Origin of the sequence: Bacillus sp. F2HM (genome assembly GCF_019266135.1) — a bacterium.
Taxonomy (GTDB): domain Bacteria; phylum Bacillota; class Bacilli; order Bacillales; family Bacillaceae; genus Bacillus; species Bacillus safensis.
The window spans coordinates 81930-95355 of record NZ_LRMO01000009.1 but is presented as its reverse complement, the minus strand read 5'-3'; the positions used below and the strand labels follow the sequence as shown (position 1 = coordinate 95355).

The following is a 13426-nucleotide window of genomic DNA, read 5'->3' as shown; positions in this document are numbered from 1 at the left end:
AGCCGCTCGTGTGAGAGCGGCTTTTTCTTTGTCATGCCCATTTTAAAAGAAGAAAAAGTCTGCTGGAGGCAAGAGACAAGTAGATGCGAATCCCTTCTGGACTAAAGCGGATATCAATGCCGCTTTTCACACCGATTTGCTTCAGCATTCGGATGACACTTGTTGAATCAGAGCGCTCAGCAGCCTCCATGATGCGCTGCGCAAACGGAAGGGAGCTGGAAATTTGCTGTGTAATGAGTGAAGCATCAGCAACGAGGCGGGCTGATTCTTTTGCGGCTCGTTGAAATGAGTGGGCATCTACTGGAGGAAAAGTCATTGGCGTGCGCGGCGGATATGCGCGGTTCATTGCGGGAACCTGCAAAGCAGAATAAGGAACATAGTAAAACACATGGTCACCTCTTCTCTTATTGACGTGAAATTGGACGGATATCTGTTCTAAATGTATGTAGAAAATCAGAATAAAGAATCAAAATGATCTTTCTATCTTTGTAATTCCAGCATAAAAATAGGTACTTTTGCGGTCAATTTCGGTGAATGTCGCCAAAAAATTGCGGTGTCCACAATAGTGTCTGTCGTCTGACCTATGACACGCAAAACCGAAGATACAGAGGGGATCGTACGTTCTGTCGGGAGAGAAGTGTGACGAATGATGCCTATTCCTGTCGCAAAAATGACGCAATTCCTTTGAAATTGAGATAAAAGTATGATTTGAAAAGTCAGAAAATGATGAAAAAAGACCTATTGAATTTTGCGGTATCACGCACACGTTTTGTGCATACTTTTCGGTGAAAAAATACTCAATTACATTTACACTGTTAGTAACAGATCAAATACTTATGACCCAATCACCATACACAAATACATTGATCTTCCAAAAAAGGAGAGTGGAATCGATGGAAAAGTATGAAATCGAAGAACTTAAACAATTATTATGGAAACTTGAAAACGAAATCAGAGAAACAACGGCTTCTCTTCATAACATTAACAAAAGCATTGATCAATACGACAAATATGAATATGTGAAAATTTCTTAAAGACTTGATAATCATCAAGTCTTTTTTTTATCCAAATACATACAAAAAAAGGATATATTATTATATAATTGTTAAATAGTGATGTCAGTGGACATTTGCTCATGTCTTTTTAGTAAAATAAAAGACGAAAGGGTGAGGTACAAGATCGAGTATGCTAAACTATCTAGAGAATACAAAAATCAAGCAGAATATGTCTGATTTTATTCAACATGCAGTCAGGCAGAATGATTTACAAAAACTGCTTCTTGAATTTACAGATATAAAGAATGAATTCCCTTTTGGACAATTAGCTTACCAACATTATAAGGCATTTGGCGGTCAAGACAAGCAAGCGATTACAAAACTGGCAGCAGGGATTGAACTTCTCATCTTATCAGCCGATATATTAGATGATATTGAAGATCAGGACAAAGATTCGTACCCTTGGATGAAGTGTCAGAGCGGAATTGCAATGAATGCAGCAAATGTTCTTTTTGTATTGAGCTTTGAAGTCTTTTCAAAGCTTGATCATGCAACGGAGCTTTTAAACAGTATATACTCCTATTCCATTCAGTCAATGCAAGGACAGCATATAGATATGACACTGGAGCCAGAGAATGAGCAGGATTGTTTAAATATCATGAAGTTAAAGGCAGGATCACTGTTTGTGTTACCCTGTATATTAGGGGTTATTTTGGCAACAGGTTCATTTGAAAAAAATGTAGAAGAATATGCTTATTATCTAGGCATGGCAGAGCAGCTTGAAAATGACTATGTGGCCCTTTTTAATAAAAAGAATATTGATTTTAAAAGAATGCAAACATTACCGCTATTATATTTAAAAAATGAATTTAATCCATCCAGTTCAGACTTGCTCAGTTATTATCAATCAGAGGATAAGAGCATTGGCTCTGAAGAATTAAAGGATAAATTAAAAGAATCTGGCGTTCAACAATATGTATTTATTATGAGAAACCTTCTCAGAAATAAGTTTAAAGAAGCATTCAAAATACTACATTTAGAGGCTTCTAAAAAGGAAAAGCTGATACTTTTTTTAATTGGAGATGGAGAAGATGAACATTCAGAAACTAGTTAGTTATCTAGTGGAGAATCCCTCGGCATTAAAGCAAGTTGCTCATGGAAATGCATCGTTGCTTCACGTTGATCAAGTGACTGCAAGCATTATTGTTGAAGGTTTTCAGAAAGAAGATACCATTAGATCAAAAAAATGGAGAGATGCTGGGTGAGTATAGAGGTTCTATGCAAAAATTTTACTCGAAATTAACTGTTATTTTACTGATCCTTAGCTTCATTTATGTGATTTATATTTCCTACATCAATGTGTTTAATATTTTTGTAGGGGCAGTCGTTTCGGTGAATAGTGACGGACAACTTGAAATAGAGGATGTTGTAGACTTTACAGACAGCTATTATGCTGGTGTGAGAAAAGGCGATATCATCCTTGAAGTGAACGGTAACAAAGAACCAACCAAAGAAGTAAGACGAGGTTATTTAGCGAATGTCAAGAGCTTAGTTGTTGATAGACATGGTGATGAAATTGAAATAGAGAATGTAAGCTTATTAAGTCAAGAAAATTTGTTTATTTATTTAATACCTATCATTTTTTATTCGATCAGTCTATTCTGTATATTTATGATTTTAAAAATCAATAAAGCTAGGAAAAAAGAGTCTGCATATATTCTTGCTCTCTTTTTGCTAGCTGTTGCTGTAGCCTATGTAAGCTCTGGCGGCTCTGGTAAAGGGGAATATATTAGCGGTTTTATCGTCATTTCTACGATGACTTGTGTACCCCCGTTGTATATGCACTTTATGTATCAATATTTAAAGGAATTAGGAACGGTAATTATTAGTTGGCGTGTACTTCTTTGTTTGTATGCCGTCCCTTTTATAAATATTGTATTAGAAATTCTGTTTAAAGATATGGTTTTAGCTGCTTTTAACTTGCTTTCATTCTTTGCACTTGCATTTATTACGATTATTATCACATTAAGGGCTGCTAAAAAGTTGAAGGGGACTGAAATCGGAAATGTCCTTAGTGCCTTTGCACTTATTTTGATCTCCTCATTCAGTCCATTTATGCTATTTTTTATTATTCCTTATTTATTTCATAAATATTTTATTTCACCTTATATCCTAGCATCGTTCGCTCTATTGATTCCGTTTTTCTTAGTCTATCAATTTATGACAAATAAATTATATAATGTTGATTTCTTCTTGGGGAGAATCAAATATTATAGTCTTTTAGCCATCACACCTACTATAGTGGTAGTCGTTATCTTTGATTTCATTCAGAAGCCAAGTGCTAACTTTTATACAATGAAATTTACAATTATCACGTATATTCTTATGCTCACTGTCTTCTATTTTAAAGAAATCATCGATTTTCGTTTTCGTCTGAAGCGTTTTTCAGAGAAGCATAATTACCAAGATAGCGTGTTTAAATTCACGCAGCTCATTCGTGAGGCGTCATCACTTCACCAAGTGTTATATCATTTAAAATACACCATTTTAGAAGTACTTGTTGTGAACAAAGCCTTTGTGCTTGAAGTGAAGGCAGATGGACAGGTTGAAGAGATTGATGAATCGACAGAGGAAAGTAAGCTATGGAAAAAGTATGTAGACCAATTTCAAGAATTATTAGGTGAAGTCGGAAAAATCATTGCGCTTGATAAAGGATTCATGATGAAAATTGGTGAGCGGGGCGGTCACTCTTTTGTGATTTGCTGTTTATCTCATTTACGGACACCAAAATTGTCGCGTGATGAGATTTCTTGGCTGAAAACATTGGCCTTTTATACAAGTGTCAGTTTGGAAAATGTCGTTAAAATCGAAGAGTTGATGGAGCATCTTGACGATTTGAAACAGCGCGAGGCCAATCCTGCATGGCTGAAGAAAATCATGTTTGCTATGGAAGAAAAGCAGCGTTCAGATTTAGCGAGAGATCTTCATGATTCCGTGCTGCAGGACTTGATATCACTAAAAAGGCAGTCGGAGATGTTTTTAACGAATTTCCAAAATAACCAATGCCCGACATCTATTGAAAATTCGCTTATCTCATGGAATGATCAAATGTCCAAAGTCATTCAAACGACGAGAGAAACGTGTCATGAGCTTCGGCCGCAGCTGCTGTATGATTTAGGTTTAGTAAAGGCGATATCGAAGCTGACTTCTCAAATTCAGGAGGAAGCGCCGTTTCATATTAGGCTGAATACGACACGCTTTGATAAAGAATTGGACATTGATATTGATTCACAGCTGAATATTTACCGAATTGTTCAGGAGCTGTTATCCAATGCCCTGAAGCATTCAAAAGCCACTCAAGTGTTAGTGATGCTGATTTGTATTAAAGATCAGGTTGTTCTTCACTATGAGGATGATGGAGTCGGTTTTGATGCCAGTCATCTTGATCAGCATACAATGAGCATGGGGCTATCGGGAATTAGAGAACGAGTGAAAGCGTTAAATGGAAAGCTTCAAATTCACACAGCACCGGAAAAAGGGCTTAAGGTGAAAATTGAAATGGAATTGTAACGATTTATTAATGATTAAGACTTGGCATCAGCCAAGTCTTTTATATAAAATGGAAGTGAGTGATTTAAAGGGAGGAAGACATGAAGAAGATATTGGTCATTGATGATCATCCGGCTGTCATGGAAGGGACAAAAAGCATATTAGAATCAGACCAGCAGCTATCAGTCGATTGTTTAAGTCCTGATGCAGAAGCCGCCTTTTTAAAGACGCATGACTTTTCCATCTATGATGTGATTTTAATGGATTTAAATCTCGGGGATATCAATGGAATGGACATTGCGAAACAAATTTTAGAAACCAACCATCAAGTGAAAATTATCATTTATACAGGGTATGAAGTAGATGATTATTTTGAAGAGGCTATTCGGGCTGGATTACACGGTGCAATTAGCAAAACAGAGACGAAAGACAAAATTATTGAATACATACACCGCACATTACAAGGAGAAGTTGTCATTCAGCTGTCTTATTTAAAGAAATTAATTTCACAGCAGCAAGAAAAGCCAGAACAGGCACAGCAGACTGATCACGACCTCTTAACCGAACGGGAGTGTTTGATTCTTAGAGAAGTAGAAAAAGGATACACGAACCAGGAGATTGCCGATGTGCTTCATTTGAGCAAACGGTCAATTGAGTACAGTTTGACATCCATCTTTAATAAGCTGAATGTTGGATCTCGTACAGAAGCGGTGTTAATTGCCAAGTCTGAAAGTGTGCTGTAAACGTGTGAAGGGAGAGGGCCTTAATGGATGTGAGCGGATCAAATACACTGCTTGAGGCACTAGGTATTGAGATTGTAGAGTGCAATAAATCACGATGCGTTGCAACAATGCCAGTCGATCACAGAACAAAACAGCCATTTGGACTGCTGCACGGAGGAGCATCTGCTGCTCTAGCAGAAACAGTGGCGAGCATGGGGGCTGCGGCTCATTTAGACTTAACGCAGCAAGTTTGCTCAGGTATTGAAATCAATGCCAATCATTTAAAATCTGTACGCGATGGAGTGGTGACAGCGACAGCTGTTCCTGTGCATGTAGGACGTCGTACAATGGTATTTCAAATCGATATAAAAGATGATCGAGACCGGCACATCTGTACGTCAAGATGCACACTTGCTGTCATTGATCGCATATAAAAAAGCTCCCGGTGCAGCGGAAGCTTTTTTTGTATGCTGTTGTGCGGTAAAAAAAGAATGGCCCAACATGGCAGGCCATTCTTTTTTGCTTTTTATAAATAAGAATCTTCTTTTCGCTTAATCACAAAGTTACGGAAACCGCCATAATCATCTTGAACGCTGCGTTTGTCGAGCTTAACACCAGTATTGTAGGCGGCTCTTCCGATTAAGTGTGCGCCGACTGGTGCTGTCAGGAAGATGAATACGATGCCGAGAAGGATTTTTGCAGAAATAACGCCTGCAAGAAACCATTCGTGAAAAAACACACCTACTAAAATCAGAACAACGCCAAGGGTCGATGCTTTTGATGCAGCATGCATACGTGTGTAAACATCCGGCAGGCGAAGGACACCAATGGCTGAAATCAAACAGAGGATAGCGCCTAGCAGGATAAAGAAAATCACGATGGCTTTAGCGATGACGATCATTTTCAATCACTTCCCCTTTCTCAAGGAATTTGGAAAAAGCGACAGTACCGATAAAGGCAAGGATACCGAGCAGTAAAATAATCTCAAAGAATGCAGTGGTTTTCAGTAAAATTGAAACGATGGCTGTCATCCCAATTAAATTGATTCCTATCGCATCTAGTGCACTTACACGATCAGGAATAGAGGGACCTTTGATCACTCGTATCACAAAAAGCAAGGTAGACAGCGCAAGAATGCCAAGTGACATTTGCAAAATGAGTTCCATTACTTACCGCTCACCTCCTGAATCGCTTTTTCAAATGAAACCCGGATATCGTGAATGGCTTTTTCCGCATCTTCAATATCCATCGCATGAATGTATAAAATGGACCGATCATCGGAAATATCAATCACTAGTGTACCTGGTGTCAATGTAATCATATTTGCCAGTATGGTGATTTCCCAATCTGTTTTCAAGTCCGTACGAAAGGCGAAAATACCGGGCTTAATCGTGAGCTTTGGAGATAATACGGTCTTTAATACACTTAAATTGGCAAGAAGCAGCTCGCGAATAAAAATGATGATCAGCTTGAAAATCGCATAAAGGGCATAGCCGTAAAAACGCTGCGGGAAAAATCGACGCAGCATAAAAATGGCGATCATCCCTAATGCAAAACCTGATACAAAGTCTGCGGCTCTGTATGTATCATTCATAAACATCCATGTAAAGGCGAGGAGTGCGTTTAGTAATATTTGAAAGGCCATGTTCATCTACTCCTTCAGCACAGCTTGAATATATTTTTCTGGTGTAGAGAGCATTTCCGCTGCTTGATTGATATAAGGGGCAATGAACTCTGTCCCTAACCCAATGGCAAGCGATAAGACGACAAGCAGTACGCCAGGGTACACCATTCCTTTAATTGACGGCTTTCTTCTTCGCATATCCTGTTCCTCGCCCCAAAATGCGGATATGAAAATCTTCATAATAGAGTAGAGGACAAGAAGACTGGACAATAAGACCAAGATAGAAAACGTCATGTATCCAGCAGAAAATCCACCTTCCACAATTTTTAGTTTTCCAACAAAGCCACTCAGCGGCGGAATTCCTGCAAGCGATAAAGCCGATATGAAAAACATCCATCCTAATAGAGGCTGGGATTGAATCAGCCCGCCCATTTTTTTCAGTTGGTTTGTACCAGCGTACACAAAGAGGGCACCTGCCAGCATAAATAATGCTCCTTTGATCACCATGTCGTGAATGAGATAATAAATGGCACCTTGGAGTGATGCAGGTGTGTTGGCTGCAAATCCAAACAAAATGACCCCAACAGCTGTGACAATGTTATAAATCACGATCTTCTGCACATCAGAATAGGCGATCGAGCCTATCACACCGAATATCACCGTCAGTGCGGCAAGCCACGCCATGAGTGTATGGGTGAAACCTGTATCGTGTATAAAAATTAATGTAAAGACTCTGGCAATCGCATATAAGCCAACCTTTGTCAGCAAAGCCCCAAATAGAGCTGAAATCGCTGCTGGCGGCGCGTGATACGATCCTGGCAGCCAGAAATAAAGCGGGAAGATCCCAGCTTTTAAGCCGAATACAATGAGGAACAGGATGGAAATAACAGTGATTAATCCTGTTTGCCCTGATTCAGCTATTTTCACACTTAAATCAGCCATATTGAGCGTACCCGTCACTGCATATAAACAGGCGACTCCAACAATAAATAATGCCGACGAGATGATATTAAACACAATATATTTGAGTGATTCACGAAGCTGAGGCTTTGATCCGCCTAATACAATGAGCATATAAGATGCCATCAGCAGTAATTCAAAGAATACAAACAGGTTGAAAATATCTCCCGTTAAAAAGGCTCCGCTCACGCCAGCTAACAAAAACTGTACGCCAGAATAATAGAAGAGCCGCTCTCTTTCTTTCCCAATCGTTTGAAAGGAGAAGAGGACTGTCACAAGCCCGACAACGGAAGCGGTCAGCACAAGGAGTGCAGCAAATTGATCGGCGACAAGGGCAATCCCAAATGGCGCTTTCCAGCCGCCCAAATAAAGGGTTTGTATCCCGTTTGTGAAAATCGTTTGAACCAAATATGCATTACATATAATGGCTGAAAGAGATGCCAAGACACTAAAGACTCTTGACAGCATGATGTTTTTATTCATAAAGATCAATAGTGTAGCAGCTAGTAATGGAATTAAAATAGGCAGGATCACGAGATTATTCATGCTGATCATTTCCTCTCATTTGATCCATGTCATCTGTTCGCAGCTCTTGGAAGGCACGGAAGGCCATGACAAGTAATAAGGATGTCACACCAAAAGCAATGACAATGGCTGTTAAAATTAATGCTTGTGGCAATGGATCTACATAGGATGTGAGCCCCTCTTTTAGAACGGGAGGCGCTCCTTTTTTTAAACCGCCCATTGTTAAAAGAAGCAAGTGGACGCCGTGACTCAAAACAGCAGTACCGACGATGACCCGCAGAAGGCTCTTTGACAGCATCAAATAAGTCGCCGCCATAAAAATAATTCCAACGATAATAGACATTAGAAATTCCATTATTCCTTCTCTCCAATCATTTGAATAATGGTCATGGTGACACCGACAACAACCAAATACACACCGATATCAAACAGGACGGCTGTCGCCAGTTCGGTTTTCCCTAAAAATGGTAATTGGAAATAATCAAATGCATGGGATAGAAAAGGTGCACCGAATAGAAAGGATCCCATACCTGTCAGGATCGCAACGAGCAAACCGGCTCCAGTTACATAAATAAAGTCAAATGGCAAAATGCGTCTTACTGTCTTCAGATCATAGGCTAAAAGCAGAAGAACGACAGCCGCAGCACTCATCAGGCCGCCTATGAATCCGCCGCCAGGATTGTTATGTCCCGCAAGAAATAGGTGAAGGGAGAAAAGCAAGATGATGAATGCTGTGATTTTTGTTGTGACTTGCAAAAGCATATCATTCGTATCAATCTTTCTCATCGCCGCACACCTCTCTTCCGTTTTGCTTGTGTTTTTAATAACCCATAAATACCAAGTGCCGCAATGGCGAGCACAGTAATTTCAAAAAGGGTATCAAATCCCCTGAAATCTACAAGAATGACATTGACAATATTGTCCCCGCCAGCAAGTTTGTAGCTGTTTTCAATAAAGTAAGTTGAGATGGTGTCAAGTGACTGCTGACTTGTGGAAGCGAAAGCTAGACAAGTGACAACAACCCCAACACCTAATGAAATGATGAAATTGGTCATTTTGAATCTTCTTGTTTTTTGTTTTAAGCTCAGCTTCGGCAAATGATAGAAGCAAAGCAAAAACAGTGCGACAGAAATCGTTTCAATAATCAGCTGCGTCAGCGCAAGGTCAGGTGCTCTGAAAATCACGAAGAATAATGACAGCGTGTAGCCCATGACACCTAGTGCAATAATAGCTGTTAATCGTGAACTTGCGAATACTGTGGCAATCGTCGCCGCCACCATCACAAGTGAAAGAATCACCTCATACGTGCCAATTGAGGCAGCCTGATCAGTTTGAAATGAAAAGGCCTGCTGATAAAACATCACGCCGCCAATGACGATAATCATGAACCCAAACACATAGACAAGATAGTCACGAAGAAAACCAGTCATATAACTGTTTGTCAGGCGGTATGAACCTTTTTCTAAACCGATAAGAGAGCGGTCGTATAAAGCGTTAAATGACCACTTTTCCTTAAAGATGTTGTACATTGGACGCCATTTTGAAAGCGTCAAGTAGCCGATTGTGCCGAGTACAACGACACCTATTGTCATATAGAGTTCTGGCTGGAAGCCATGCCATGCTTCAATTTTCACAGAAAAACGGCTTCCTGTTTCAATCGCTTCAGGAATGATCGCCGCAATTGCAGGTTCAATGACAGAATAGGCAAGAATATTAGGGAAAAAGAAGAAGGTGACCACAAGTGCAGCTAGAATGATGGGCGGAATGAGCATGCCGATCGGTGCTTCATGCGGTTTTTTCTCCAATTGGTCTATATTCAGACGGCCTCTAAAAGTTTTAAAGAGGAGCATCATACTATAAATGAACGTAAAGACACTAGCGAGCCAAGCGAGTGCTGGGAAGATGGCACCCCATGTTGAAACGTCCGTAAAGCTGATATCAGAAATCCGTATCATACTTGTGAAAAATAGCTCTTTACTTAGGAAACCGTTAAATGGCGGTAATCCGGCCATTGAAAATGTACCGATTAACGTAATTGTGAAGGTAATCGGCATGATCGTCATTAATCCGCCTAATTTCCGAATGTCACGAGTTCCTGTTTCATGATCGATAATACCAGCTGCCATAAAGAGACTGCCTTTAAACGTAGCATGGTTAATGAGGTGAAAAATAGCTGCAAGAACGGCTGCGCCAAAAAAGGCAGGATTGTTTTCATGAATCGCAGCTGCGCCGACGCCAAGCATGAGCATAATCATGCCGAGCTGACTCACTGTCGAATAGGCCAGAATGGCTTTCAAATCGTTTTGCCGGACGGCGTGGAATGATCCCCAGAATAATGTGACAAGCCCAACAATGGAAATGGTCCAGAACCATACCTCTGATATAGCAAAGATTGGACTGAAGCGGGCAACAAGATAAATACCGGCTTTCACCATCGTAGCAGAATGCAGATAACTGCTCACAGGGGTTGGTGCTTCCATTGCATCAGGCAGCCAGATATAGAATGGGAATTGCGCTGATTTCGTAAAGGCACCTAGTAAGATTAGGATCATGGCAGGGATAAAGTAAGGTGATGCCATGATGAGCTGAAGCTGATTGACTGCTTCACGAATACTGAATGAATCAGTAATCAGGTAAATGAGGATGAAGCCACCAAGCATAGCTAATCCGCCAAAAACAGTAATAAGCAGTGATTTCGTTGCTCCATACCTAGAGCGCTCCCGCTTATACCAATACCCAATTAAGAGGAAGGAAGAGATACTCGTTAACTCCCAAAACAAGTATAAAACCACCATGTTGTCAGAAAGAACGACACCCAGCATCGCGGTCATAAACATGAGCAAATACGTGTAGAAAGAGCCAAGCTGTTCTTTTTCCTTTGATAAGTAGAAAATACTGTACAGCACCACTAGTGAGCCGATACCTGTAATTAATAAAGCAAATAACAGGCTGAGACCATCGACATACACAGTGAAATTCATCCCTAAAGATGGAATCCATTCAGCCTGTGAGAAAAGCGTTCGTCCATTCGAAGTGATGTGTAACATTTGGATGAAATAGGTAAATAAAAGAATCGGCAAGATGAGAACAAACCATCCTGTATGTATACGCCTCACATATTTGTAAAGGAAAGGTACAACAAAAGCGAGTAAAAAAGGTGATAGGATGGCGAAGTGAATAAGCTGCAAGAAAATGAACCTCCTTTGATCAATATAAATTCACGTTCTAAAGAACTGGTAATTAAAATTATAGCGTAAATACAGCCATAGTGCATTGGTTTGAAACGATTTCAAGCAAACTGTATTTGTTTTAGGTTCTTTTGACCACAAAAATAATTTTATCAAAAATGATACTCATTGTATATTGTTTTGTTTTTCGTACATGCTTTTCCTAAAGGAGCTGATCAAATGAAACGAAAGATCGCCATCAGCTTAAGCCTATTCTGCACGATTTTAGGAGGAGCATTCTTGATTGACCGAAATGATCAAAAAAGGTGGCAGGCCGGGAGTGAATGGCCGCTGTTTTCTGAGCATCTTCTTCACATGAGCTATCAAGAAACCAAGCTGTATCCTTTTCAGCCCAGGGAATATTTACGAATTGTATTAGCTGATGAATAAGATCCTATAGGAGAAAAGAAATATAAAAAAAGCATGGGCCCATGTGAGAGCCCATGCTTTTTATGTGTGGTAGTTTAACTAAACACTCTGAGTAAGATCGTTGCACAGATAACAGTTGCTGCTCCGCCAAGTCGTGTAGATACTTGTGCGAAAGGCATAAGACCCATTCTTCCAGAAGCTGAAAGAATCGCAACGTCGCCAGTACCGCCAAGTCCGCTGTGACAGCCAGTGACAATAGCAGATTCTACTGGATACATGTTCATTAGTTTTCCAACGAAGTAACCAGAACCAACCATTGCGAGTACAACAGCGATACATACGCATACGAATGGAATGGAGATGACAGTTGCTACATCATCAAGTGGAATGTATAGAATACCAAGACCAACCATTAGCGGCCATGTAAAGCTTTTAGATACAAACTTGTAGAACTGCTGTGAGCCGTTTTGAAGATGCTGAGGCATCACGTTTAAGTATTTGATTAAAGCAGCAAGAACAATCATTAAGATTGGACCTGGAATATGAACAAAGCTTTCTAACAAACCACCAAAGATGAAGGTTGTACAAGCAACGAGTACACCAGCACCCATTAACCCGAAATCAACTTTTGCATCCAAATCTGGCTGCTCGAAAATTTCGTTTGCTTCTTTAGATTTCACAAGACGGCCATTTCCGTTTAGTTCAGGACGTTTTTCACCAAGCTTCTTCAATGCGCCAGCACAGATAATGGCAATGACGTTCCCAATGACAGCCGCAGGAATTAATTGAGAAATTAATGACTCTGCTGATACATCAAGAATTTGTGAATAAGCGATAGATAATGGCAAAATCCCTTCTCCAACACCACCGGCAATAATCGGTACAATAATAAAGAAGAATGAATGATGCGGTGTGTAACCAACTAAAAGGCCAACAAGGATACCAGCACTCACAGCTGCAATTGTACCTGCAACGAGAGGAACAAACATACGAATAAGGCCTTGTACTAAAACAGTTCGCTGCATCCCAAGAATACTACCTACTACAAGAGCAGAGATATAGAAGTAAAGGAAGTTCGACGTTTTCATAAGAGACGTAACCGCTTCCAATGAGTTCGGATTCAGAACATTAAAAAAGACCAGGAACGATGGTACGAATAAAGAAAGAATCGCCGGTCCACCAATATCTTTTAAGATTGGAATACGTTGTCCTACATCTCCAAGGAAAATCCCCAAAATCATAATAACAGCGAAACCACCAAGCATATTTGCTGGAATTTTATTGAAATAAGCGGCAGTTAAAATAATCGCTGCAAGTACTAAATACACAGGTAGATCAATAACACCAATTTTCCAAGACATGATCTTACGGAAAACGCTTTTATTATTGTCAGAATCGTCTGTAATCGATTTCAATTGTTGTGCATTAGCCACATAAACACCCCCAAATGCTATT

Annotated in this window: 16 protein-coding genes; 7 read left to right on the top strand and 9 right to left on the bottom strand. The window is 40.0% G+C overall.

The window, feature by feature from the left end; translation table 11 throughout:
* Positions 1–31 precede the first annotated feature (31 nt).
* The gene (locus AWT60_RS05680; RefSeq protein WP_041107631.1) at positions 32–388 is read right to left on the bottom strand and encodes a YuzC family spore coat inner layer protein; all 357 of its coding nucleotides are present in this window, start codon (positions 386–388) and stop codon (positions 32–34) included.
* A 505-nt stretch (positions 389–893) separates the two neighbouring features.
* On the opposite strand from AWT60_RS05680, the gene degQ reads away from it, so the two are divergent.
* From degQ to AWT60_RS05650, 6 genes are all read left to right on the top strand, one after another.
* Positions 894–1034, top strand: coding sequence for a degradation enzyme regulation protein DegQ (degQ, locus tag AWT60_RS05675; RefSeq protein ID WP_003213123.1), 141 nt, complete (start codon positions 894–896; stop codon positions 1032–1034).
* 151 nt (positions 1035–1185) lie between these two features.
* Positions 1186–2109 (top strand): polyprenyl synthetase family protein, encoded by a 924-nt coding sequence (locus tag AWT60_RS05670; protein WP_218677008.1) that lies wholly within the window; start codon positions 1186–1188, stop codon positions 2107–2109.
* Positions 2087–2260, top strand: a complete 174-nt coding sequence (gene comX / locus AWT60_RS05665) for a competence pheromone ComX (protein WP_041107629.1) — start codon at positions 2087–2089, stop codon at positions 2258–2260. The genes AWT60_RS05670 and comX overlap by 23 nt, the downstream gene beginning before the upstream one ends.
* 13 nt (positions 2261–2273) lie before the next feature.
* The gene (locus tag AWT60_RS05660; protein WP_218677007.1) at positions 2274–4565 is read left to right on the top strand and encodes an ATP-binding protein; all 2292 of its coding nucleotides are present in this window, start codon (positions 2274–2276) and stop codon (positions 4563–4565) included.
* 80 nt (positions 4566–4645) lie between these two features.
* Complete coding sequence (gene comA / locus AWT60_RS05655) at positions 4646–5287, top strand: two-component system response regulator ComA (RefSeq protein WP_024423322.1); 642 nt, start codon at positions 4646–4648, stop codon at positions 5285–5287.
* Positions 5288–5310: 23 nt separating this feature from the next.
* Positions 5311–5700 carry a hotdog fold thioesterase gene (locus AWT60_RS05650; RefSeq protein WP_024423321.1) on the top strand — a complete coding sequence of 130 codons (390 nt, stop codon included), beginning with the start codon at positions 5311–5313 and terminating at the stop codon, positions 5698–5700.
* 92 nt (positions 5701–5792) lie between these two features.
* Here AWT60_RS05650 and mnhG read toward each other — a convergent pair whose 3' ends face one another.
* The 7 genes from mnhG to AWT60_RS05615 are packed head-to-tail and all read right to left on the bottom strand — an operon-like array spanning position 5793 to position 11563.
* Positions 5793–6167: a monovalent cation/H(+) antiporter subunit G gene (gene mnhG, locus AWT60_RS05645; RefSeq protein WP_024423320.1), complete on the bottom strand. Its 375-nt coding sequence runs from the start codon at positions 6165–6167 to the stop codon at positions 5793–5795.
* Positions 6151–6432 (bottom strand): Na(+)/H(+) antiporter subunit F1, encoded by a 282-nt coding sequence (locus AWT60_RS05640; RefSeq protein ID WP_024425942.1) that lies wholly within the window; start codon positions 6430–6432, stop codon positions 6151–6153. Before AWT60_RS05640 ends, mnhG begins: the two co-directional genes overlap by 17 nt.
* Positions 6432–6911 (bottom strand): Na+/H+ antiporter subunit E, encoded by a 480-nt coding sequence (locus AWT60_RS05635; protein WP_024425941.1) that lies wholly within the window; start codon positions 6909–6911, stop codon positions 6432–6434. Before AWT60_RS05635 ends, AWT60_RS05640 begins: the two co-directional genes overlap by 1 nt.
* 6 nt (positions 6912–6917) lie before the next feature.
* Positions 6918–8396, bottom strand: coding sequence for a Na+/H+ antiporter subunit D (locus tag AWT60_RS05630; RefSeq protein WP_202738662.1), 1479 nt, complete (start codon positions 8394–8396; stop codon positions 6918–6920).
* Positions 8389–8730 carry a Na(+)/H(+) antiporter subunit C gene (locus AWT60_RS05625; protein WP_024423316.1) on the bottom strand — a complete coding sequence of 114 codons (342 nt, stop codon included), beginning with the start codon at positions 8728–8730 and terminating at the stop codon, positions 8389–8391. The genes AWT60_RS05630 and AWT60_RS05625 overlap by 8 nt, the downstream gene beginning before the upstream one ends.
* Positions 8730–9161 carry a Na(+)/H(+) antiporter subunit B gene (locus AWT60_RS05620; protein ID WP_024423315.1) on the bottom strand — a complete coding sequence of 144 codons (432 nt, stop codon included), beginning with the start codon at positions 9159–9161 and terminating at the stop codon, positions 8730–8732. Before AWT60_RS05620 ends, AWT60_RS05625 begins: the two co-directional genes overlap by 1 nt.
* A complete protein-coding gene (locus AWT60_RS05615) occupies positions 9158–11563 on the bottom strand; it encodes a Na+/H+ antiporter subunit A (protein ID WP_103131552.1) in 2406 nt (801 codons plus the stop codon). Before AWT60_RS05615 ends, AWT60_RS05620 begins: the two co-directional genes overlap by 4 nt.
* 219 nt (positions 11564–11782) lie before the next feature.
* Here AWT60_RS05615 and AWT60_RS05610 point away from each other — a divergent pair, with 219 nt between their 5' ends.
* The gene (locus AWT60_RS05610; RefSeq protein ID WP_024423313.1) at positions 11783–11992 is read left to right on the top strand and encodes a hypothetical protein; all 210 of its coding nucleotides are present in this window, start codon (positions 11783–11785) and stop codon (positions 11990–11992) included.
* A 74-nt stretch (positions 11993–12066) separates the two neighbouring features.
* Here the strand turns inward: AWT60_RS05610 and AWT60_RS05605 are convergent, their stop codons facing one another.
* A complete protein-coding gene (locus AWT60_RS05605) occupies positions 12067–13404 on the bottom strand; it encodes a 2-hydroxycarboxylate transporter family protein (protein ID WP_024423312.1) in 1338 nt (445 codons plus the stop codon).
* Between the last annotated feature and the right edge of the window lie 22 nt (positions 13405–13426).